Origin of the sequence: Rhodobacter sp. CZR27, assembly GCF_002407205.1 — a bacterium.
Classification (GTDB): domain Bacteria; phylum Pseudomonadota; class Alphaproteobacteria; order Rhodobacterales; family Rhodobacteraceae; genus Cereibacter_A.
The window spans coordinates 107405-128328 of record NZ_CP023548.1 but is presented as its reverse complement, the minus strand read 5'-3'; the positions used below and the strand labels follow the sequence as shown (position 1 = coordinate 128328).

24 protein-coding genes and 1 tRNA gene are annotated in these 20924 nt (G+C 69.8%); 13 read left to right on the top strand and 12 right to left on the bottom strand.

Annotated elements, in window-relative coordinates; translation table 11 throughout:
• Complete coding sequence (locus tag CK951_RS00590; protein WP_198402425.1) at nucleotides 1-573, bottom strand: HD family hydrolase; 573 nt, start codon at nucleotides 571-573, stop codon at nucleotides 1-3.
• 17 nt (nucleotides 574-590) lie between these two features.
• Nucleotides 591-1547, bottom strand: a complete 957-nt coding sequence (locus tag CK951_RS00585; protein WP_198402424.1) for a glycosyltransferase family 8 protein — start codon at nucleotides 1545-1547, stop codon at nucleotides 591-593.
• A gap of 123 nt (nucleotides 1548-1670) precedes the next feature.
• On the opposite strand from CK951_RS00585, the gene ahcY reads away from it, so the two are divergent.
• Complete coding sequence (gene ahcY / locus CK951_RS00580; protein ID WP_096784331.1) at nucleotides 1671-3062, top strand: adenosylhomocysteinase; 1392 nt, start codon at nucleotides 1671-1673, stop codon at nucleotides 3060-3062.
• 54 nt (nucleotides 3063-3116) lie between these two features.
• Here ahcY and trpB read toward each other — a convergent pair whose 3' ends face one another.
• A complete protein-coding gene (gene trpB, locus CK951_RS00575) occupies nucleotides 3117-4325 on the bottom strand; it encodes a tryptophan synthase subunit beta (protein WP_096784330.1) in 1209 nt (402 codons plus the stop codon).
• Between trpB and CK951_RS20900 the strand changes: the two genes are divergently transcribed.
• On the top strand, nucleotides 4302-4517 hold the full coding sequence (locus CK951_RS20900; protein WP_157764484.1) for a hypothetical protein: 216 nt from the start codon (nucleotides 4302-4304) through the stop codon (nucleotides 4515-4517). The two genes, trpB and CK951_RS20900, sit on opposite strands and share 24 nt — an antisense overlap.
• A 170-nt stretch (nucleotides 4518-4687) precedes the next feature.
• Here CK951_RS20900 and CK951_RS00570 read toward each other — a convergent pair whose 3' ends face one another.
• From CK951_RS00570 to tsaD, 4 genes are read right to left on the bottom strand one after another with little or no spacing between them, the layout of a single operon-like run.
• Entirely contained in the window at nucleotides 4688-5110 is a 423-nt protein-coding gene (locus tag CK951_RS00570; protein ID WP_096784329.1) for an EVE domain-containing protein, read from the bottom strand.
• Nucleotides 5110-5382, bottom strand: a complete 273-nt coding sequence (locus tag CK951_RS00565; protein ID WP_096784328.1) for a YciI family protein — start codon at nucleotides 5380-5382, stop codon at nucleotides 5110-5112. Before CK951_RS00565 ends, CK951_RS00570 begins: the two co-directional genes overlap by 1 nt.
• A 3-nt stretch (nucleotides 5383-5385) precedes the next feature.
• The gene (locus CK951_RS00560; RefSeq protein ID WP_096784327.1) at nucleotides 5386-6303 is read right to left on the bottom strand and encodes an NAD(P)H-dependent glycerol-3-phosphate dehydrogenase; all 918 of its coding nucleotides are present in this window, start codon (nucleotides 6301-6303) and stop codon (nucleotides 5386-5388) included.
• Entirely contained in the window at nucleotides 6300-7397 is a 1098-nt protein-coding gene (tsaD, locus tag CK951_RS00555; RefSeq protein ID WP_096784326.1) for a tRNA (adenosine(37)-N6)-threonylcarbamoyltransferase complex transferase subunit TsaD, read from the bottom strand. The genes CK951_RS00560 and tsaD overlap by 4 nt, the downstream gene beginning before the upstream one ends.
• A gap of 45 nt (nucleotides 7398-7442) precedes the next feature.
• Here tsaD and CK951_RS00550 point away from each other — a divergent pair, with 45 nt between their 5' ends.
• From CK951_RS00550 to CK951_RS00540, 3 genes are all read left to right on the top strand, one after another.
• Nucleotides 7443-8189: a uroporphyrinogen-III synthase gene (locus tag CK951_RS00550; protein ID WP_096784325.1), complete on the top strand. Its 747-nt coding sequence runs from the start codon at nucleotides 7443-7445 to the stop codon at nucleotides 8187-8189.
• A 66-nt stretch (nucleotides 8190-8255) separates the two neighbouring features.
• Nucleotides 8256-9533, top strand: a complete 1278-nt coding sequence (locus CK951_RS00545; RefSeq protein WP_096784324.1) for a COG4223 family protein — start codon at nucleotides 8256-8258, stop codon at nucleotides 9531-9533.
• Between the two features lie 10 nt (nucleotides 9534-9543).
• Nucleotides 9544-10992, top strand: a complete 1449-nt coding sequence (locus CK951_RS00540; RefSeq protein WP_096784323.1) for a heme biosynthesis protein HemY — start codon at nucleotides 9544-9546, stop codon at nucleotides 10990-10992.
• A 25-nt stretch (nucleotides 10993-11017) separates the two neighbouring features.
• Here the strand turns inward: CK951_RS00540 and CK951_RS20895 are convergent, their stop codons facing one another.
• Nucleotides 11018-11185 (bottom strand): hypothetical protein, encoded by a 168-nt coding sequence (locus CK951_RS20895; protein WP_157764483.1) that lies wholly within the window; start codon nucleotides 11183-11185, stop codon nucleotides 11018-11020.
• Between CK951_RS20895 and CK951_RS00535 the strand changes: the two genes are divergently transcribed.
• Nucleotides 11159-11234, top strand: a tRNA-Thr gene (locus tag CK951_RS00535). The genes CK951_RS20895 and CK951_RS00535 overlap by 27 nt on opposite strands.
• Before the next feature lie 225 nt (nucleotides 11235-11459).
• On the opposite strand, the gene CK951_RS00530 is transcribed toward CK951_RS00535, so the two are convergent.
• Nucleotides 11460-12641 carry a polysaccharide pyruvyl transferase family protein gene (locus tag CK951_RS00530; protein ID WP_096784322.1) on the bottom strand — a complete coding sequence of 394 codons (1182 nt, stop codon included), beginning with the start codon at nucleotides 12639-12641 and terminating at the stop codon, nucleotides 11460-11462.
• Nucleotides 12642-12804: 163 nt separating this feature from the next.
• Between CK951_RS00530 and CK951_RS00525 the strand changes: the two genes are divergently transcribed.
• The 3 genes from CK951_RS00525 (at nucleotide 12805) to CK951_RS00515 (ending at nucleotide 16004) form a co-directional block, all read left to right on the top strand.
• Nucleotides 12805-13581, top strand: a complete 777-nt coding sequence (locus CK951_RS00525; RefSeq protein ID WP_096784321.1) for a hypothetical protein — start codon at nucleotides 12805-12807, stop codon at nucleotides 13579-13581.
• 2 nt (nucleotides 13582-13583) lie between these two features.
• A complete protein-coding gene (locus CK951_RS00520) occupies nucleotides 13584-14417 on the top strand; it encodes a glycosyltransferase (RefSeq protein WP_096784320.1) in 834 nt (277 codons plus the stop codon).
• Nucleotides 14418-14543: 126 nt separating this feature from the next.
• Nucleotides 14544-16004, top strand: coding sequence for an aldehyde dehydrogenase family protein (locus CK951_RS00515; protein ID WP_096784319.1), 1461 nt, complete (start codon nucleotides 14544-14546; stop codon nucleotides 16002-16004).
• Between the two features lie 4 nt (nucleotides 16005-16008).
• Here CK951_RS00515 and CK951_RS00510 read toward each other — a convergent pair whose 3' ends face one another.
• The gene (locus CK951_RS00510; RefSeq protein ID WP_096787114.1) at nucleotides 16009-16656 is read right to left on the bottom strand and encodes an RluA family pseudouridine synthase; all 648 of its coding nucleotides are present in this window, start codon (nucleotides 16654-16656) and stop codon (nucleotides 16009-16011) included.
• An 81-nt stretch (nucleotides 16657-16737) separates the two neighbouring features.
• Here CK951_RS00510 and CK951_RS00505 point away from each other — a divergent pair, with 81 nt between their 5' ends.
• A complete protein-coding gene (locus CK951_RS00505) occupies nucleotides 16738-16998 on the top strand; it encodes a hypothetical protein (protein WP_096784318.1) in 261 nt (86 codons plus the stop codon).
• A gap of 1 nt (nucleotide 16999) precedes the next feature.
• On the opposite strand, the gene CK951_RS21970 is transcribed toward CK951_RS00505, so the two are convergent.
• Nucleotides 17000-17764: a GFA family protein gene (locus tag CK951_RS21970; protein WP_157764482.1), complete on the bottom strand. Its 765-nt coding sequence runs from the start codon at nucleotides 17762-17764 to the stop codon at nucleotides 17000-17002.
• Nucleotides 17764-18216: a GAF domain-containing protein gene (locus CK951_RS00495; RefSeq protein ID WP_096784317.1), complete on the bottom strand. Its 453-nt coding sequence runs from the start codon at nucleotides 18214-18216 to the stop codon at nucleotides 17764-17766. The genes CK951_RS21970 and CK951_RS00495 overlap by 1 nt, the downstream gene beginning before the upstream one ends.
• 140 nt (nucleotides 18217-18356) lie before the next feature.
• Between CK951_RS00495 and CK951_RS00490 the strand changes: the two genes are divergently transcribed.
• From CK951_RS00490 to CK951_RS00480, 3 genes are all read left to right on the top strand, one after another.
• Nucleotides 18357-18680, top strand: a complete 324-nt coding sequence (locus CK951_RS00490; protein ID WP_198402378.1) for an STAS domain-containing protein — start codon at nucleotides 18357-18359, stop codon at nucleotides 18678-18680.
• Entirely contained in the window at nucleotides 18670-19158 is a 489-nt protein-coding gene (locus CK951_RS00485; RefSeq protein WP_096784316.1) for an ATP-binding protein, read from the top strand. The genes CK951_RS00490 and CK951_RS00485 overlap by 11 nt, the downstream gene beginning before the upstream one ends.
• A 178-nt stretch (nucleotides 19159-19336) precedes the next feature.
• A complete protein-coding gene (locus CK951_RS00480) occupies nucleotides 19337-20917 on the top strand; it encodes a gamma-glutamyltransferase family protein (protein WP_096784315.1) in 1581 nt (526 codons plus the stop codon).
• The last annotated feature ends 7 nt before the right edge of the window (nucleotides 20918-20924 follow it).

Sequence of the window (20924 nt, the reverse complement as noted above, 5' to 3'; positions counted from 1 at the left end):
TCAGCGCCGGTCGAGCGCGGAAAGAAGCGTCTGATGCCGGGCGGTGAAAGCCGCCCGGACTTCCACCGGCGGGCGAAGCCTGATCTCCAGGTCATCAATCAGCGCCTCGGGTGGTCGACCGAAGAACCGGTCCGCCTCCTCCACGGTAAAACCCGCAATCCGGACCGCCTCCAACCAGGCCGATATCCGGTCGGCCCGCTTGATGTCCCGCTTGACCTGGGCGGGCAACTGCGCAGGCAAGCCGAAGCGGATATGGATCGCGGCCGCCAATCTGGCATCCAGATCGCCGTATTGCGCGCCAATGGCCGCCTTCACCGGGCTGATCATGTCGCCGATCACATATTCCGGCGCATCGTGCAGCAGGGCCGCCAGCCGCCAGCGGGCCGGCGCATGGGGCTGGCAACGGCCAAGGATCTCCTCGACCAGCAGCGAATGCTCGGCGACGGAAAAGGCGAAGTCGCCCCGGGTCTGGCCATTCCAGCGCGCCACGAAGGCAAGGCCGTGGGCGATATCCTCGACCTCGATGTCGACCGGCGTCGGGTCGAGCAGGTCCAGCCTGCGGCCCGACAGCATGCGCTGCCAGGCGCGTTTCACCGGATCACCGTCATGTCGGACGGAAAGCGGTCGAGGTATCGCGCAAGGCTGCGGCCAGAAAGAAAGTGCTTCACGAGCATCTTCCGCATCATCGGCGCGTCGGGCGAGAGTCCGCGGCTGATTTCAATGCGCGGACGCTCGGGGAAGTGACGCGCGATGAAGGCGTCGAAACTGCGGGCGAAGCGCGGGGAATACTGGCCGTGCCGGTCCGCCCAGGGTTTCAGCGTGCCGATGAAGTGCACGATGTGCGGATAGCGCATGGCTTCGAACAGCCGCGCCGCCCAGGAATACTGCCAGTTCCACATCGGGCTGAGTTCCGCCCAATCACCCTGTAGCACCGCGTTATAAAGGTTCTGGTCGTGCCGGATCATCCGGTGCGCTTCACGCCGCCCGAGATCCACGCAACGGCGAAGCAGGTCCATTTCGTTGTAGCGGCGCACATCCATCAGGAGGACGCCTGCGTTGAAATAGGGTGCCGCGGGCAGACCGAGCCGCCGGAATTGTTCCGCCCGCCGCGTCGGAGTGCGCCACTGGATATTGTCGCGGATCGCCCCGAGCGGGCGGGCTCCGAGATCGAGCCCCAGAAGCGCGGCAAAATCCCCGCCCTGAACGAAGATGTCGGAGTCGAGATAGAGGATGCGGTCGTAATCCGCCGCCAGCGCCTCGGGCAGGGCAAGCCGCAGATAGACATCATGAGTCCGCCGGGGATCAAGCCGGAGGCCGCTGAATACGCCGCCGGTATCGATGCGGATCAGCCGGACATCCAGCGCCGAGAGGCTTTCGGGGATCGAAAGCGGTTCCTCGCCGTGGCAGATGCAGAAGTCGAACGCGCGATCCGGGGTAAGCCGGTCGATCTGGTCCGCGGCATGAAGCGCATAGGGCAGGTAGCCCGCGTTGCAGCAGAAGATCACCGCCTGCCGGAACCGCGCCGGTCGCGACGCCTGGACGGTCAATGCCATGGAGCCCCCCTCGTCCGTCCGGCCCGGGTGCCGCGAAAGCCGCAGATGGGCTGCATTGCCCCATTCCTGCGTCGATGCTAAGGCAGGTCCGACTTTTTGATCAGGAGCCGAAAGCCCATGGCCGATTTCATCGTCAAGGATCTATCGCTCGCCGACTTCGGGCGCAAGGAACTGGACATCGCCGAAACCGAAATGCCGGGCCTGATGGCCCTGCGGGAAGAGTTCGGAACGACCAAGCCGCTGAAGGGCGCGCGCATCGCGGGCTCGCTGCACATGACGATCCAGACCGCGGTGCTGATCGAGACGCTGGTGGCGCTCGGCGCCGAGGTCCGCTGGGCCTCGTGCAACATCTTCTCGACGCAGGACCACGCGGCGGCCGCCATCGCGGCCTCGGGCGTGCCGGTCTTCGCGATCAAGGGCGAGACGCTGGAAGAATACTGGGCCTACACCGACAGGATCTTCCAGTTCGCCGACGGCACCTGCAACATGATCCTCGACGACGGCGGGGATGCGACGCTCTATGTCCTGCTCGGCGCGCGGGTCGAGGCGGGCGAGACCGACCTGATCGCGGTCCCGACGAGCGATGAGGAGGTCTGCCTCTTCAACCAGATCCGGAAGCGCATGGCCGAGACCCCCGGCTGGTTCACGAAGCAGCGCGAGGCGATCAAGGGCGTCTCGGAAGAGACCACCACGGGCGTTCACCGTCTCTATGACCTGCACAAGAAGGGCCTGCTGCCCTTCCCGGCGATCAACGTGAACGACAGCGTCACCAAGTCGAAGTTCGACAACAAGTACGGCTGCAAGGAATCGCTGGTGGACGGCATCCGCCGCGCGACCGACACGATGATGGCAGGCAAGGTTGCGGTGGTCTGCGGCTATGGCGACGTGGGCAAGGGCTCGGCCGCCTCGCTCCGGGGTGCGGGCGCCCGCGTGAAGGTGACCGAGGTCGATCCGATCTGCGCGCTGCAGGCCGCGATGGACGGGTTCGAGGTCGTCGTGCTCGAGGATGTGGTGTCCTCGGCCGACATCTTCATCACCACCACCGGCAACAAGGACGTGATCCGCATCGAGCACATGCGCGAGATGAAGGACATGGCCATCGTCGGCAACATCGGCCACTTCGACAACGAGATCCAGGTCGCGGCGCTGCGCAACCACAAGTGGACGAACATCAAGGATCAGGTGGACATGATCGAGATGCCCTCGGGCGCCCGGATCATCCTGCTGTCCGAAGGGCGCCTGCTGAACCTCGGCAACGCCACCGGCCACCCGAGCTTCGTGATGTCGGCCTCGTTCACCAACCAGGTGCTGGCGCAGATCGAGCTGTGGACCAAGGGCGGCGAGTATGCGCCCGGCGTCTACATCCTGCCGAAGGCGCTGGACGAGAAGGTGGCCCGGCTGCACCTGAAGAAGATCGGCGTGAAGCTGACCGAGCTGCGCCCGGACCAGGCCGACTACATCGGCGTCAAGGTCGAAGGCCCCTACAAGGCCGAGCACTACCGCTACTGAGCGCGCCCGCCGCGCCAGAGGACGCCGCCCGGGACACCGGGCGGCGTTCGCGTTTCAGAGGCTCTCGCCGAAGCCGAAGGTCTGCGTGACGTAGTCGATGTCCTTGTCGCCGCGACCCGAAAGGTTGATCAGGATCGACTTGCCGGGATGGTTCTTCGCCTCGCGCATCGCGAAGGCGACCGCATGGGCGCTTTCCAGCGCCGGAATGATCCCCTCGTGCCGCGACAGCGCGAAGAAGGCGGCCAGCGCCTCCTTGTCGTTTGCGCCGGTATAGGTGACGCGCCCCGAGCGGTGCAGGAAGGCATGCTCCGGCCCCACGCCGGGATAGTCGAGGCCCGAGGCCACGGTGTGCACCGGCGCGGGATTGCCCTCGGCATCCTTCAGCACCATCGTGCGGAAGCCGTGAATGTCGCCATCCTCGCCATAGGTGATGGTCGCGGCGTGATCGCCGAGGTTCGACGAGGTGCCGCAGGGCTCGACCCCGTAGAGCGCCACGCTCGCATCGTCGATGAAGCCCGAGAAGATCCCCATCGCATTCGAGCCGCCTCCGACGCAGGCGGTGACGATGTCCGGCAGGTCGCCCGTCATCTCGAGGAACTGCTCGCGCGCCTCGACGCCCACGACATGCTGGAAGTCGCGCACCATCATCGGGAACGGGTGCGGGCCGACCACCGAGCCGATGGCGAAGAGCGCCGTGTCAGCCTGCGAAAGGTAGCTCTGGAAGCAGCTATCCACCGCTTCCTTCAGCGAGCGGCCGCCGAAGCCCACCGGCACCACGGTCGCGCCCAGAAGCTTCATGCGCGTGACGTTCGGCGCCTCCTTGGCGATGTCGATCTCGCCCATGTGGATCTCGCATTCCATGCCGAAGTAGGCGGCGGCCGTTGCCAGCGCCACGCCGTGCTGGCCGGCGCCCGTCTCGGCCATCAGCTTCTTCTTGCCCATGAACCGCGCCAGCAGCCCCTCGGCCATGCAATGGTTCAGCTTGTGCGCGCCGGTGTGGTTCAGATCCTCGCGCTTGGCGTAGATCTGCGCGCCGCCGCACTGGGCCGAGAGGTTCTTGAGATAGGAGACCGGCGTGGGCCGGCCCTGGAAGTGCTTGCGGATGTAGCGCAGCTCGTTGATGAAATCGGCCGATTTCGAGATCCGGTCATAGGCGTCGCGGATCTCCTTGAAATGCGGCTCGAGCGGCGGCGGCAGCATCGCGCCGCCATAGGGGCCGAAGAAGCCGTCGCGCGTGGGATGGGATTTCAGGTAGGCGCTCATTCCGCCCCTCCTCCTCTGGACTGGGATGGCCGGGACTATGGCCGCGCGGCACGGCAGGGCCAAGATCGGTCGTGGTCGCAGCCCTGGCGGTTTTCGATCGACCGCTATGGCCGGTCCGACCGCAACAAGTGCCGGGCGGTGATCTGCTACCTGCTGGTCGAGCCTTTCGGCAAGGCGGCCGCGCTGGCCTGAGCCATTCGACTCAAATGCCGGGCGCTTGGGCTTTGCCGGCAACCCCGGAACGCGCTAGTGTTCTCTGGACAGGGCAGGACGCCCGGGACCTTTCAGAGACACGTGTGGTGCCAAGGGGAGCACGTGTGGGTGGATGGAGGGTCCCTTCTGGGGTGGGGACCCTCCATTTTTCAGGCCCCCTGCAGTCCGCCCATCTCGCAGATCACCCGCCATTCCGCGTCGCTCACCGGCTGCACCGACAGGCGCGAGTTCGTCACCAGAACCATGTCCTTCAGTCGCGGCTCGGCCTTGATCGCGTCGAGCGTGACCGGCTTCGGCATCGGATGCACCGCCCTGACCGTCACGCAGTCCCAACGCGGATCGTCAGCGGTCGAATCCGGCGCCGAGAGGCCGCAGACCTCGACGATGCCCACGACCTCCTTGCCGATGTTGGAGTGGTAGAAGAAGCCGCGCTCGCCCAGCTTCATCGCACGCATGTGGTTGCGGGCCTGATAGTTGCGCACGCCGGTCCATTCCTCGCCTGCGTCGCCCTTCGCGACCTGCTGGTCCCAGGACCAGGCGTCGGGCTCGGACTTGAACAGCCAGAAGGCCATCAGCCGATCACCTTCTTCCATTCCGAGATCGTGACGCTCTCGAACAGGCCCGCCTTGGCATAGGGATCGCCCGCTGCCCAGTCCTGCGCCTCGGCCAGCGTCTCCACGTTCAGCACCACGAGCGAGCCGGTCATCTGCCCCTCGGGGCTGAGGAACGGGCCGGCCATCTCGACCACCCCGGTCTGCTCGATATAGGCGAGGTGGGCGGCGCGGGTGTCGAGCCGGGTTTGCAGCGCACCGGCCTTGTCGGTGCAGATGAGCGCGACGCGCATGGGCTACTCCTGTTTCAGGGGACGGGAAAGAAGGGTCTGGATCGCCTCGGGCAGGGTGACGCGGCCCCCGGCCAGCGCATCCACCATGGCGGCGATGGGCATGTCGATGCCCCGTTCGGCGGAAAGCCGGGTGACGGCGGTGGCGGTCGCCCGGCCCTCGACCGTCACGGTGGCGTCAAAGCCGGCCCCCGCGCCGAGTGCCTGGCCAAAGCGGAAGTTGCGCGACTGGTCCGAGGTGCAGGTCAGCACCAGATCCCCGAAGCCCGAGAGGCCGGCCAGCGTCTCGGCCCGCGCCCCGAGCGCGAGCGCGAGGCGCTGCATCTCGGCGTAGCCGCGGGTCATCAGCGCCGCCCGCGCGCTGTGGCCGAGGCCCGCGCCGATCACCACGCCGGCGGCAATGGCGATCACGTTCTTCAGCGCGCCCCCCAGTTCGGCGCCGGTGACATCCGTCGTGCGATAGAGGCGGAGCGCCGCCGTGGACAGGTCCCGCTGCAGCGCCTCGCCCGCCGCATCGTCGGCGCAGGCGAGCGTCAGGGCGGTCGGCAGGCCGCGGGCGATGTCGGCGGCGAAGCTCGGCCCGGTCAGGACGGCGGCGGTGGCGCGCGGACAGGCCGCCCGGATCAGCGCGGTCGGGCCAAGGCCGGTTGCAAGGTCCACGCCCTTGCAGCAGGCGACCAGCGCGCGACCGTCGAGCCGGCCCGCATCCTCGCGCAGCAGCCCGCCCAGCGCCTGCATGGGCACGGCCAGCAGCACGGTCCCGGCCTCGACGGCGCCGAGGTCCGCCGTCACCGTCACGTTATCGGGCAGCGGCACGTCCAGCTTCGGCACGCCGCGGCGCCCCCAGAGCATCACCGGCTGTTCGCGACCCAGGGTGACCGCCAGCGCCGTGCCAAAGGCGCCTGCGCCAAGAATGCCGATCATGCCTTAGCCCCCTTCTTGCCTGAGCCGATCAGCGCCGGCGCGGTCCTGTCCAGCGGCCAGCGCGGCCGGGCCGACAGGTCCATCCCGTCGCGCGCGCCGCCGCGGAAGCGCTCGATCCCGGCCCAGGCGATCATGGCCGCGTTGTCGGTGCAAAGCCGCAGCGGCGGCGCCACGAACCCCGCCCCCGCCTGGGCCGCGACACGCATCAGCGCCGCCCGGATCGGCCCGTTCGCGGCCACGCCCCCGGCGACGGCCAAGGCCGGGCGGTCCGGCGCCTCGGCCGCATGAAGCGCAAGCGCCCGCCTCGTCTTCTCGGCCAGAACCTCGACCACCGCCGCCTGAAACCCGGCGCAAAGATCGGCGCGGTCTTCCCGGGTGATGCCACCCTTCTCGGCGACCACCGCGTCGCGCGCCCGCAGCAGCGCCGTCTTCAGCCCGGAAAAGGACATGTCGCAGCCGGGACGGTCCAGCATAGGCCGCGGGAAGGCGAAGCGGCGCGGATCGCCGCGCGCGGCCTCGGCCTCGACCGAAGGACCGCCGGGCTGCGGCAGGCCCAGAAGTTTCGCGGTCTTGTCGAAGGCCTCGCCCGGCGCATCGTCGATCGACCCACCCACCCGCGAGAAGTCCTCGGGTCCGCGCACGATCAGGAACTGGCAGTGCCCGCCCGAGACGAGGAGCATCAGATAGGGAAAGGCCAGACCGTCGGTCAGGCGGGGCGTCAGCGCGTGGCCCGCAAGGTGGTTCACCCCCACCAGCGGCAGGCCACTGCCCGCGGCGATCCCCTTGGCGCACATGACACCGGACAGGACGCCCCCGATCAGCCCCGGCCCCGCGGTCACCGCGACTCCGTCGAGATCCGAAAGCTGCAGCCTCGCCTCGGCCAGCGCGCGTTCGACGCACAGATCCAGCCGCTCGGCATGGGCGCGGGCGGCGATCTCGGGCACGACGCCGCCGAAGGCCGCGTGCAGCGCGGTCTGGCCATCCACCACCGACGCGAGGATCTCGGCCGGCTCGCCCTCGCGGTGGCGGACCACGGCGGCCGCCGTATCGTCGCAGCTGCTCTCGATGCCAAGGAAGATGAGCGGGTGGGACATGGGGCGCCGTTGCCGAGGGTTCCGTGCGCAGGTAACACCTCGCTCATGGCCCCACAATCCCGCGACCCCCTGCCGACCTTCCTTCTGACCCGCCCCGAGGCGCAGGGAGCGCGCTTTGCCGCCGCCCTGCGCGACGCCTTCGGTCCGGACATCCGCATCGTCACCTCGCCGCTGATGATGCCCGAGTTCCTGTCGCCCGCCATCGCCGAACAGCCGGAGGCGCTGATCTTCACCTCGGAAACCGGGGTCGAGGCCTGTCGCCGGCTCGCCTCTCCCGAACTCGAGGGGGTCGGGCGGGCGTGGTGCGTGGGCAACCGGACGGCGCGCGCCGCCCGCGCAGCCGGGTTCGAGGCGCGGTCGGCCGATGGCGATGCCGAGGCGCTGGTCGCGGCAATCCTGGGCACGGGCGAGCGGGGGCCGCTGCTTCACCTGCGCGGCGCGGAGTCGCGTGGTGACGTGGCAGGCCGGCTTTCGGCACAGGGCATCCCGACGGCCGAGGCCATTGTCTATGACCAGCGCCCGAAGCCGCTGTCGGCCGAGGCGATTGATGCCTTGGGCGGCGGCCGGCCGGTGCTCGCCCCCCTCTTCTCGCCCCGGACCGCCCGGCTTCTCGCGGCCGAAGTCGCACGCGGCGCGCCGGGCGCGGTCCTCTGGATCGCGGCCCTCAGCCCCGCCGTGGCCGAGGCAGCCGCAAGCCTGCCCGCGCAGCGGCGGCAAATCGCCGCGCAACCCGATGCCGATGCCCTGCTTGATGCGGTAAAGGCGCTACTTGACGCACAGTCTGATGCTTGAGGCATCCCGCCGCAGCGGATAGGGTGACTCGATCACAAAACACCTGAAAAATTGGAAGGCACGGCGATGTCAGAACCGGAGTCCCGCGAAGCTGGTGAGAAGAAACGGGAGGACGATTCGCCCGAGCCCCTGACCCTTTCCCAACCGGAGCCGGTCGAGCCGGAAGGGTCGCCGGCGGACGAGCCGTTCCGGGACGGCGAACGGTCGGACGAGAGCCGCGCGCTTCCCGACGAGGCCGAGATCATCGCCGAGATGCCGCCGGCGTCGGACAGCGACGGGATCACACGGCCCGACGAGGACCTCGCCCGGCCCGAACCCGTGGTCGCGTCATCGCCCCGCCGGCCCGAGCCGGCACGGGGCAGCGGCACCGGCGGGCTCGTCCTGCTGCTGCTTGGCGGCATCGCGGGCGCGGCCGGCGGCTTCGCCTATTCCCGCCACGCCAAGCCGGACTGGCCGCTCGCCGACTATGGCCAGACGACCCAGGTGGCAGCACAGCAGCGCGAGCTGGAAGACCTGCGCGCGCAGCTTGCCGCCCTTCCCGAGCCGACCCCCGCCCCCGTCGTGACCGAAGGCCCCTCGGCCGCCGAACTGGCCGAGGCGCAGCAGCGCGCCGCCGCAGCCGAGGCCCGGATCGCCGAGCTCGAGGCGCAGCTGGCGCAGGCCGCAAGCCAGCCCGCCGCGCCCGTCGGCGATGCGGGCGCCCTCCAGCAGGAGATCGCGGCGCTTCGCGACCAGATCGCGCAGGCGTCCGGCTCGGCGGTGACCGACGCGCAGGCCGAGGCCGAGAAGCGCGTCGCGGACGCCGAGGCTCAGGCCGCCAGGCTGAAGGCCGAGGTCGAGGCAGCCGCGCGGGCCGCCACCACCGCGGCAGCCGTGGCGCAGGTGCGCGCCTCGATCGACGCGGGAACGCCCTACGCCGCCCCGCTCGAGGCGCTCGCCTCCAAAGGCGTCGAGATCCCGATGAAGCTCATCGAGACCGCCGAGGCCGGCGTTCCGACGCTCCCCGCGCTTGAAGACAGCTTCCCGCCCGCGGCACGCGAGGCGCTGGCCGTCTCGCGCCGCGCCACGATGGGCGACAGCTGGACCTCGCGCGCGCGCGCCTTCCTGTTGACCGAGGCGGGCCTGCGCTCGCTCTCGCCGCGCGAGGGCAGCGACCCCGACGCCATCCTGTCGCGCGCCGAGGCCGCGGTTCATGGCGCGGACCTGCCGAAGGCGCTGGAGGAGATCGCGACGCTGCCCGCCGAGGGACAGGCCGCCATGGCCGGCTGGGCCGCCGAGGCCAAGAAACGCATTGAGGCAATCGACGCCGTCGCGGCACTCGCCGCTGCCGCGGAAGGGAAGTGAGGCGGGTTCCATGCTCTGGTCGTTGATCAAGATCCTGATTTTCGTGGCCCTCGTGGTCGGCCTGACCTTCGGGGCAGGATATCTGATGGACACCGGCGGCGGGCTGCGCGTTGCCCTTGCCGACTGGGAGTTCAACCTCGGCCCGCTGCAGGCGGTGATCGCGGCGCTGCTCCTCATCGCCGCGGTCTGGCTGTTCATCAAGATCGTGGGCTTCATCGTCGCGGTGCTGCGCTTCCTGAACGGCGACGAGACCGCCGTGTCGCGCTATTTCGACCGCTCGCGCGAGCAGAAAGGCCTGCGCGCGCTGTCCGAGGGCATGATGGCCCTTGCCGCCGGCGAACCGCGCGTGGCGATGTCGCGCGCGGCCCGAGCGCGGAAATACCTTGGCCAGAACGCGATGACGACGCTGCTGAACGCGCAGGCGGCGCAGCAGGCGGGTGATTCGCGCCGGGCGGCCGAGTCCTACAAGCTGCTGCTGCAGGACGAGCAGACGAAGTTCGTCGGCGTCCGCGGCCTGCTGAAGCAGAAGCTGGAGGAGAACGACACCAACACCGCGCTGGCGCTGGCGCAGAAGGCCTTCGAGATCAACCCGAAGCACTCCGAGACGCAGGACATCCTGCTGAGGCTGCAGGCCGAGCGGCACGACTGGACCGGTGCGCGCAACACGCTGAACGCCAAGATGAAGTCCGGCGCGCTGCCCAAGGCGGTCTACAAGCGCCGCGACGCGGTGCTGGCGCTGCAGACCGCCAAGGACGTGTTCGACGAATCCTCCACGATCGAGGCGCGCGAGGCGGCGATCCTGGCCAACAAGAAGTCGCCGGACCTCATTCCCGCGGCGGCCATGGCGGCGCGCAGCTACCTGTCCCAGGGCAACAAGAAATACGCCGTGCGCGTGCTGAAGAAGGCCTGGGAAGCCCAGCCCCATCCCGACCTCGCGGCGGCCTTCGCCGAGATCGAGCCGGACGAGACCCCGGTGGAGCGCCTGAAGCGCTTCCGCACCCTGACCGCGATCCGGCCGGACGACGACGAGACGCGGATGCTTCTGGCCGAACTCTCGCTGGCGGCCGAGGATTTCCCGGCGGCGCGCCGCGCCCTCGGCGACCTCGTGACGCGGCACCCCACGCAGCGCGCGCTGACCATCATGGCAGCGGTCGAGCGCGGCGAGGGCTCGGACGAGGCGCTGGTGCGCGGCTGGCTGGCGCGGGCCCTGTCGGCTCCGCGGGGGCCGCAGTGGTGCTGCGACAACTGCCAGACCGTGCATTCCAGCTGGGGCCCGATCTGCGACAACTGCGGCGGTTTCGACACGCTCAGCTGGCGTGAACCGTCGCAGAAGTCAGAGCCCACGGGCACCGGAACCGAGCTTCTGCCGCTGATCGTCGGCGGACCCGCGGCCTCGCGTCCCGTCGAGGATGAGGGCGAGGTGATCGACGAAAAAGCGGTTGAGCGGACCGAAAAATAGGGCTACCCACCGCCGCGGGACTTTGCTAGAAGCCCCGCATCGCCGCCGGATCTGGCGTGCCGCGGACCAGCCGCAGCGCCAGATCCTCCTGAAAAGCCTGCCGATTGAGCAGGTTGACCGGGTCAGGCGCGCGAAAAGCCGCTCCGGCGGCCGATAGCAGAGAAGTGCCGGTGTAGCTCAGCTGGTAGAGCACGTCATTCGTAATGATGGGGTCGGGGGTTCGAGTCCCTTCACCGGCACCACTTCTCGCAGAACAGCATGATGTATTGGCGCGCGCCGCGCCATCAGCCTCTGCCGTGTCCCAACCATCAGCCTCTGCGGTTCCCGCACCGTATCGCTCGCTGCGACGTGCAGATCCTCGTCGCAGACCTTGCATCGGGCGGACCCGCCGCGTCTGCGGCCGCGAAGGCGGGGGCTCGATGCCCCCGCCTCCGCGCCCCATCCGCAAAGGCCGACCCTCTCCCGCTTCAGATCTTCCTGCCGGTAATCCGGCGCAGGGTTCCCTTCCACAGGTCGCGGCGGCTTTCCGAGGCGATGGCGGAAAGCAGGGCGGCGCTCGGCGCCGTCGGCCGCGTCGGGGTCCCCTGCCCGGCGAGCACGGCGCTGCGCAGATCCGCCATCCGCGCGGCCTGCAGGTCGCAGCACCTGCGCACGTCCTGCAGCAGCGGCAGGCTGGGCAGCTCGCCGGCCAGAAGCTCGCGCCCCACCTGCCCCAGCGCCTCTTCGCTGTCGGCAAGGCGGATGCCCCGGAATTCCTCGGCGAGCCAGAGGTTCTTGTGGGTATTGGTGCGAACGAGAGCGCTGGGGATGCCCTTGGTGGCGCACATCAGCGCCATGTGGTAACGCCCCCCCACATGCGCCCGGCAACGCGACAGCAGGACATCCGCATCCGCCATCCGCACGTCCTGCATGAACACGCCGCCCAGCGCCTCCACTTCGGCACGCATCGGCACCAGTCGTTCCCACGCCTTCGTCATCACCAGCGGCCGGAGCCCGGTCTCGCGGCAAAGCGCCAGGCCTGAGCGCGCCGCGGCAAGGTCGCGCTCCGGCGCGACCTCGGCTCCGGTGGTGATCAGCAGGCAGTCGGCATCGGCGACGACCGGCTCGCCCTCCCAGAGCACGGCCGTATCGGGCGCAAAGCCCACCTGCCAGAACTCCGCCGAGGGGCGGTCGCGCAGCGACGCGTGGACCGCGCCCTTCAGCAGCATGCGGATCGGCTCGGCCCGCTCATCGCGGAACAACGGGAAGGTTCCGTTGGTGACGGCGACGGGAACGCCGACATGCAGCACCGCATAAAGCGGCAGGGACAGGTTGCGCAGGATGCGGAGAGGCCGGTGGCTGTCCGAGATCGTGCCCTCGGGCTGGAACACCACCGCCGCGCCCTCCTCGACCGCGGCCACCGCGGCGAGGCCGTATTCCGCGATGGAGAGCGTCCGCAGGAACGACCTGCCGAAGACGTCGCCGCCGCGCGCCGCCACGAGCCGGTCCGACCAGCGCGGCAGGCGCAGCCTGCGGCCGAAGCCCCAGGGCGCCGGCGTGACCTCGGCCTCCGGGAAGGTCGCCTCGAGGCTCTGCTTCAGCGTGCGGCTCGTGAGCCTGCACCCGGGATTGCGGCGCCCGTCGGTGTCGTTCACGACCAGAAGCTTCATACGCACTCTCCAAGCGCTGCAGGCAACTGACGGTTGGCTAGCGCGATCCCGTCAGCCATGGCAAGCCGGTTTCCGGCCGCCGCCGGCTTGCCCTCGGGCGCGGTGGATGCGACGGTGCGGACCATCGGGCCCGGCCCCGCGACATCCGAGGAGGCGATGCGGCATGACCGCGCCTGTGAACGTCATCTGCATGAAGTGGGGCACCCTCTATGGCCCCGAATACGTCAACAATCTGCGGCGCGGCGTGGCGCGGCATCTCGGCCGGGCGCACCGGTTCGTCTGCTTCACCGACCGCGCCGAGGGTCTTGACCCCGAGGTCGAGGTGCGCCCGATCCCCGACCTCGGGCTGCCCGCGGGCCACAGCGACCGGCGCTGGCAGAAGCTCTCGGTGTTCCGGCCGCAGCTGGCCGACCTGACGGGCACCGCGCTGTTCCTCGACCTCGACCTTGTCGTGGTTGGCGGTCTCGACCCCTTCCTCGACCTGCCGGGCGCCTTCCGCATCATCCGCGACGACGACCTGTTCCGCGCCAAGCCGCTGCGGAGGCTGAACCCAAGCCGCGACCGTTTCCTGCATTCCGTCGGCAACAGCTCGGTGTTCCGGTTCGAGATCGGCGCCCACACCTACATCCTCGATGCCTATCTTGCCGATCCCGCCGCGGCGACCCGCGACTACGAGATCTCGCAGCAGTTCCAGAGCGCGCAGCTCGCGGCGCATGGCCAGCTCGACTACTGGCCGAAGGGCTGGTGCGTCAGCTTCAAGAACGATTGCGTGCCGCGCGGTCTGGCGAGCTTCCGCGCCGATCCCGTCCTGCCCGAGGGCGCGCGGATCGTGGTCTTTGCCGGCAATCCGAAGATGACCGAGGTCCTCGCCGGGCAGGGGCAGAAATGGTATCGTCGCATCGGCGACGTCGGTTGGCTGCGTCACGCCTGGGAGGGCTGAGCATGGGCCTCGCAGCGGCCTTCCGTGCGGCCAAGGCGCGGTGGCGCGCCGCGCGGGCCATTGCCGAGATCGAGACGAGGAGGCTGTCCCCGCGCCCGCACGGGCTCGACACTCCGCTTGCGGTGTCGCTGACCAGCTATCCCGCGCGCTATCCGACACTGGCGCCGACACTGCGGTCGCTGCTGCGCCAGACGGTGAAGCCCGACCGGCTGGTGCTGTGGCTGACCCCGGCCGATGCGGCCGTCCTGCCGGCAGAGGTCCGCAGGCTCGAGGGCGAGGGGCTGGAGATCGCGACCGCGGCCGAGCTGCGCTCGTTCAAGAAGATCATCCCCGCGCTGACGGCGATGCCGGGCCACTGCCTCGTGACGGCCGATGACGACGTCTATTACTGGCCGGACTGGCTGGAGGGGCTGGTGGCGGCACGCCGGGCGACGGGGCGATCGGTCCTCTGCCACCGCGCACATCGCATCCGGCTGGGCGGGGACGGCCTGCCGCTGCCCTACGGCGACTGGGATCGCCGCCTTGACGCGCCGGCGCCTTCGGGCCTGATCTTCCCGACCGGGGTGCATGGCGTCCTTTACGCGCCGGACGCCTTCCACGCCGACGTGCTGCGCGAGGATCTGTTCCTTTCGCTCTGCCCCAGCGCCGATGATGTCTGGCTCTACTGGATGCACCGGCTGCGCGGCCACCGGGCGATGCAGGTCGGGCGGCTGCACCGCGTGCTGGAATGGCCGCAGAGCCAGCAGAGCAACCTGCGCAGCGCGAATACTGCGGAAGGCGGCAATGACCGCGCCATCGCCGCGATGATCCGGCACTACGGCTTTCCCGCACCCTGACCCTCGGACCCGGGCCATCGCTGCCCGTGTCCGGCGCGGGCCGTGCAACCCGCATCCGGCCGCCCGCTCTTGCCCTGCCGCACCGGCGGTGCCACCTTCGCCTCTGCGACGTTCCGGGAGGATGCCATGCTGGAGAAACGCGAGTTCTACATCGGCGGGCGCTGGGTAGCGCCAGCGGTGCCGCGCGATTGCGCCGTGATCGACCCCTCGACCGAGGAACCCTGCGCCGTGATCTCGCTGGGCGACCGGGCCGACACGGATGCGGCCGTGGCCGCGGCGCGCGGTGCGTTCGACGGCTGGGCGGCCACCCCGCCCGCGGAACGGCGCCGGCTGGTGGAGGGGATCCTTGCGCAATACGAGGCGCGGAAGGAAGAGATGGCCCGCGCCATCAGCCTCGAGATGGGCGCGCCGATCGACCTTGCGCGCAGCAGCCAGGCGCCCTGCCTGCCGTGGCACCTGACGAACTTCCTGGGGGCCTTCGACCAGATCGAGTGGATCCGCCCGCTTGGCCCCCATGCGCCCACCGACCGCATCGCGATGGAGCCGATCGGCGTCGTGGGCCTGATCACGCCGTGGAACTGGCCGATGAACCAGGTGGCGCTGAAGGTGATCCCGGCGCTGCTCGCGGGTTGCACCTGCGTGCTGAAACCCTCCGAGGAGGCGCCGCTGTCCTCGATGCTCTTCGCCGAGTTCCTGCACGACGCGGGCCTTCCCCCCGGCGTCTTCAACCTCGTGAACGGCGATGGCGCGGGCGTGGGCAGCCAGCTTTCCGCGCATCCGGATGTCGAGATGATCTCGTTCACCGGCTCCACCCGGGCGGGGCGGGCCATCTCGAAGGCGGCGGCGGAAAGCCTGAAGCGCGTGACGCTGGAGCTGGGCGGCAAGGGGGCGAACCTGATCTTCGCCGACGCCGACGAGCAGGCGGTGGCGCGCGGAGTGAAGCACTGCTTCAACAACTCGGGGCAAAGCTGCAACGCGCCGACGCGGATGCTGGTCGAGCGTGCAATCTACGATCAAGCGGTCGAGATCGCCCGCGAGGTGGCCGAGGCAACCCGCGTGGCCTCCGCCCACGAGCAGGGGCCGCACATCGGCCCTGTCGTGAACCAGCGCCAGTACGACCAGATCCAGGCCTATATCCAGAAGGGCATCGACGAGGGCGCGCGGCTGGTAGCAGGCGGCCTCGGCCGGCCCGACGGGCTGAACCGCGGCTTCTTCGTCCGGCCCACGGTCTTTGCCGACGTGGTGCCCGGCATGACCATCGAGCGCGAGGAGATCTTCGGTCCCGTCCTGTCGATCCTGCCGTTCGAGACCGAGGCCGAGGCCGTCCGCATCGCCAACGACACGCCCTATGGCCTGACGAACTACGTCCAGAGCCGGGATGGCGCGCGGCGCAACCGTCTCGCCCGGCAACTGCGCTCGGGGATGGTCGAGATGAACGGCCGCTCGCGCGCGGCGGGCTCGCCCTTCGGCGGCGTCAAGGCCTCGGGCCGGGCGCGGGAAGGCGGCGTCTGGGGGATCGAGGAGTTCCTCGAGGTCAAGGCGATCTCGGGCTGGGACCCGGAGGCCGAGGCCGCGGCGGCGGAGTAGTGGTCTAGAACGGGCAGGGCGCGCTGTAGGTGATGCTCTTGCCCGTCTCGGGATGGCGGATCCGCAGGCTTTCCGCATGCAGCATCAGCCGCGGGAAGTCCCGCGCCTCGCCCTCGGCATAGAGCGGATCGCCGAGGATCGGATGCCCCGTCTCGGCCATGTGGACGCGCAGCTGGTGGCTGCGCCCCGTCACCGGCATCAGGCGCACCCTCGTCTCCTTCGGCAGGTATTTGACCACCCGCCAATCCGTCTGCGCCGGCCTCCCGGTTTCGTGGTTCACGTGCTGGCGCGGACGGTTCGGCCAGTCCACGATCAGCGGCAGGTCAACCCGCCCCTCGCGCGGTTCGAGATGACCGTGAAGGCGGGCGACATAGACCTTCTTCGTCTGCCGCTTCTCGAACTGCTGGCCGAGGGCGCCTTGCGCCGCCCGCGTCAGCGCGAAGACCATCACGCCCGAGGTGTCCCGGTCGAGGCGGTGGACCAGCAGGATCTCGGGGAAGATGCCGCGCAGGCGCCCGATCAGGCAGTCAGCCTTCTCCTCGCCCTTCCCCGGCACCGACAGCAGGCCTGCAGGCTTGTCCACCACCACGATCTGCGAGTCGTGGTGCAGAAGGGTCAGAGGGACGTCCGGGGGCGCGTAGGTGTCGATCATCCCCGCGGCATAGCCGAGGCCGCGCGCGGGAACAATCCGCCCCGGCGATCGCTTGGACCGCGCATCCATCGGGAGACAGCCATGAGCGAATCCACGACGACCCGCGACCACGACACGATCCGGGAATGGGCCGAGGCGCGCGACGGCCACCCCGCCAAGGTCGAGACCTCCGGCAAGGGCGGCATCCTGCGCATCGACTTCGGAGAGCCGGAGGACAGCCTGACCCAGATCGACTGGGACGAGTTCTTCCGGATCTTCGACGAGAACAACCTCGCCTTCCTCTATCAGGAGAAGACGAAGGACGGCAGCGAAAGCCGGTTCAACAAGTTCGTCTCCGGCTGAGCTATTCGCCGGGCCGCTGCGGCAGGCCATCGTCGAGAGGATACCAGTCCCCCTTCTCGGCCACGTGGAGGTGACGCGCCAGCCGGCCCCCGGTGGGGCCCTCCACCGCGCCGGCCTCGATCCACAGGTCGCCCGCCACGCCGCGGAACCACAGCGACGAGCCGCAAGCGGCGCAGAAGCCGCGGACGGCGCCGTTCGCCGCGCGGCGCTCGGCCAGCCGGTCGCGCGACCGGTAGACCAGATCCGCAGGCGGCACCTCGAAGGCCGCATGGAACTGGCCGCTGGTCTTGCGGCACTGCTCGCAGTGGCAAGCCACTACCTCACCGGCCGGTCCCGGCACCGTGAAGCGTGTCGCCCCGCACAGGCAGGCGGCCGCAAGCCGGGCCGGCGCCTCGGCCCGAGGCGGCGGCGGGCCCTCGGGCGCGTAATAATCGCCCGCCTCCGCGGTGAAGATGTGCTCGGCGGTGGCAAGGCCGGTCGGCCCGTCGATGGCGGCCGGCGAGAAGCTGATCCGCGCCTCGTCGTCCGGCCTCCAGAACAGGCTCGCGCCGCAGCCCGCGCAGAAACCGCGCGATGCCGTATCAGAGGCGCGATACCAGCGCAGCCCCTCCTGCCTGAGCAGCCGGAACCGGTCGAGCGGCACCGAGGACGCCGACCAGTAGTGGCCCGACCAGCGCCGGCATTGCGTGCAGTGGCAGGCGATGACCGGGCGGAGCGGAGGCTCGACCTCGAAGGCGACCTGACCGCAGAGGCAGGAGCCGCGCATCACCCGGCGTCGCGGAAGACGCGGGCCAGCAGCGCCGCGAGCCGCTCCGCATCCTCGTCCGTGAAGGCGGCAGGCGTGTTGCTGTCGAGGTCGAGCACCCCCAGCAGCCGCCCGGCGCCGTCCCGGACCGGCAGGACGAGTTCGGACCGTGTGGTGGACGAGCAGGCGATGTGGTCGGGAAACGCATCGACATCGGGAACGAGCTGCACCTCGCCCGTCCGCGCCGCCGCACCGCAGACCCCGCGCGAGAACGGGATGACCAGACAGCCATGCGAGCCCTGATAGGGGCCGATCTTCAGCGTCCCGGGCGCCGTCACGCGATAAAAGCCGGTCCAGTCCGACAGCGGATGCGCGTGATGCAACTCGCAGGCGAAGGTCGCCATCAGCGCGACCGTGTCGGTCTCGCCGTGGCAGAGCGCGTCGATGGTTTCGGCGAACCGGTCGTAGTCCATGGATGATCCCGGGCTGGCAGCCGGAAACCGCTCCGGCGGGGGTCCAGCCTAATCGGGACGGGCGAGAAGCAAAAGGGTGGGCGCTTACGGAATGTCAAGGATCGCATCCTACCCTGCCTTGCGGAACGACGGAGCGAGCGATGAATCTTGAAGCGGAAGCGCGGGGGGACCTGCTGGTGGTGCGCGTTCAGGAGGAACGGATCGACGCGGCGGCGGCGATCCAGTTCAAGGACCGGATGCGCGAACTCGTGCAGGCGCCAGGATCGCGGGTGCTGCTCGACCTGTCGCGCGTGACATTCCTCGACAGCAGCGGCCTGGGTGCGGTGGTCTCGGTGATGAAGCTGCTCGGCCCCGACCGGCGGCTGGAACTCGCGGCATTGGGGCCGGTGGTGCAGAAGGTGTTCCGCCTGACGCGGATGGACCGGGTGTTCACCATCCACGACCAGGTGAGCGATGCCCTCTGACGCCGGCCGCGGCTTGGGGGGCGTCACGCGGATCTCGATCGACAGCGAACCCATGGCGGTTCGGGCGGCACTGGCCCAGCTGCTCGATTCGCTCATCCTGCGGTCCCTTCCGGTCGAGGACCGGGACGCCGCCGAGATCGTGCTGGCCGAGGTGCTGAACAACGTCGTCGAGCACGCCTATCTCAGCGGCCGGGGCGAGATCGAGGTCGCGCTGCAGCTCAGCCGTGGCCGGCTGACCTGCGAGATCACCGACAGCGGCGCCCCGATGCCGGACCAGAGGCTGCCCGACGGCGGCGTGCCCGAGCCGCTCCCGGGCGAGCCGCTGCCCGAGGGTGGCTTCGGCTGGTCGATGATCCGGGCGCTGGCGAAGGATCTGGAATACAGGCGCAGCGACGGCCTGAACCGGCTGAGCTTCCGCCTGGGTCAGGGCTGCCCCTCGCCCGAGGATGCGCAATCCGCCAAGATCCGCGACGACTGACACACAGTTGCCCGAATCCGGCTGCGAATCCGCCCCAGCCCCCACGCACCCTGATCCTGTAGCGACTCAAAGCTGCCCTCGACGCCGCAGCAAAAGCCCCCACCCAGTTGCGGCGTCGAGGTCCCGACTTGGAAATGCGCGGGCGGCATCCTACGCTTCCTCCGATCGGGAGGAAGAGATGCGCGACTTTCATCTGCCCGGCCGTTCGGCCGTCTATGCCGTCAACGGCCTCTGCGCCACATCGCATCCGCTGGCATCCAGGGTCGCCATCGACATCCTGCAGGCCGGAGGCAATGCCGCGGATGCGGCCATTGCCGCCGCGGTCCTACTGGGGATCTGCGAGCCGCAGATGACCGGCCTCGGCGGCGACTGCTTCATCCTGCTCAAGCCACCGGGGAATGACGAACGCATCGTCGCGCTGAACGGGTCGGGACGCGCGCCGGCGGGCCTTTCGGCCGCCGTTCTGCGCGGACGCGGCCACGAGACGATGCCGCTCCGCGGCCCGGAGTCGGTGACGGTGCCCGGCGCCGTGGATGCGTTCTGCCGTCTCTCGGCGGACTGGGGCAATCTCGATCTCGCCCAGGTGCTCGGCCCCGCCATCCGCTACGCCGAGGAGGGCGTGCCGGTGGCGCCGCGCACCGCCTTCGACTGGGCCTTGGCCGAGCCGCACCTGCAGGGCGCCGCGCGGCGCTACTACCTGATCGACGGGGCGGCGCCGACGGCCGGACGGATCTTCCAGGCCCCGGGCCAGGCCGAGGTGCTGCGGCGGATCGCGACGCTGGGGCGCGCCGGCTTCTACGAGGGAGAAATCGCCGAGGACATGGTGACCTCGCTCCGAAGCCTCGGCGGATCGCACACCCCCGAGGATTTCGCCGAGACCGCCTGCACCTATGTCGACCCGATCTCGGGCCGCTACCGCGGGGCGGAGCTTGTGGAGCATCCTCCGAACGGCCAGGGCGCGACGGCGATCCTGATGCTGAACATCCTGTCGCATTTCGACATCGCCGCTCTCGATCCGTTCGGCGCGCAGCGCGCACATCTCGAGGCCGAGGCCACGAAGCTTGCCCATGACGCGCGCAACCGGTTCCTTGCGGATCCCTCGCAGGTCCGCCGCCTGTCGCACATGCTCTCGCCGCGCACGGCCGAGCGGCTGGCGGCGCTAATCGATCCCGCGCGCGCCATGCCGGCTCCGGCGCCGCTGACCGAGGCCGTCCACCGCGACACGGTCTATCTGACCGTGGTCGACCGCGACCGCATGGCGGTCTCGCTGATCTATTCGGTGTTCCACAGCTTCGGCTCGGGCCTTGCCTCGTCGCGGTTCGGCATCAACTTCCAGAACCGCGGCGCGGGATTCACCCTGGCGGTCGGGCATCCCAACGAGGCGATGGGCGGCAAGCGCCCGATGCACACGATCATCCCCGGCATGATCCGCCGCGAGGGGAGGCTCGTCATGCCGTTCGGGGTGATGGGCGGGTCCTATCAGCCCACCGGACATGCGCGCATCACGAGCAACCTTGCGGATTTCGGGATGGACCCGCAGGAGGCGGTGGATGCTCCGCGTGCCTTCAGCGGGCCGGACGGCATGATGGTCGAACGCGGCTATCCCGACTCGGTGCGCGCCGAACTCGCAGAGATGGGCCACGACGTCCGGATCCCGGAGGAGCCGATCGGCGGCGCCCAGGCGATCCTGATCGGCGCCAACGGAGTCCTGATCGGCGCCTCGGACCCGCGCAAGGATGGTTGCGCGCTCGGCTACTGATGCGCGC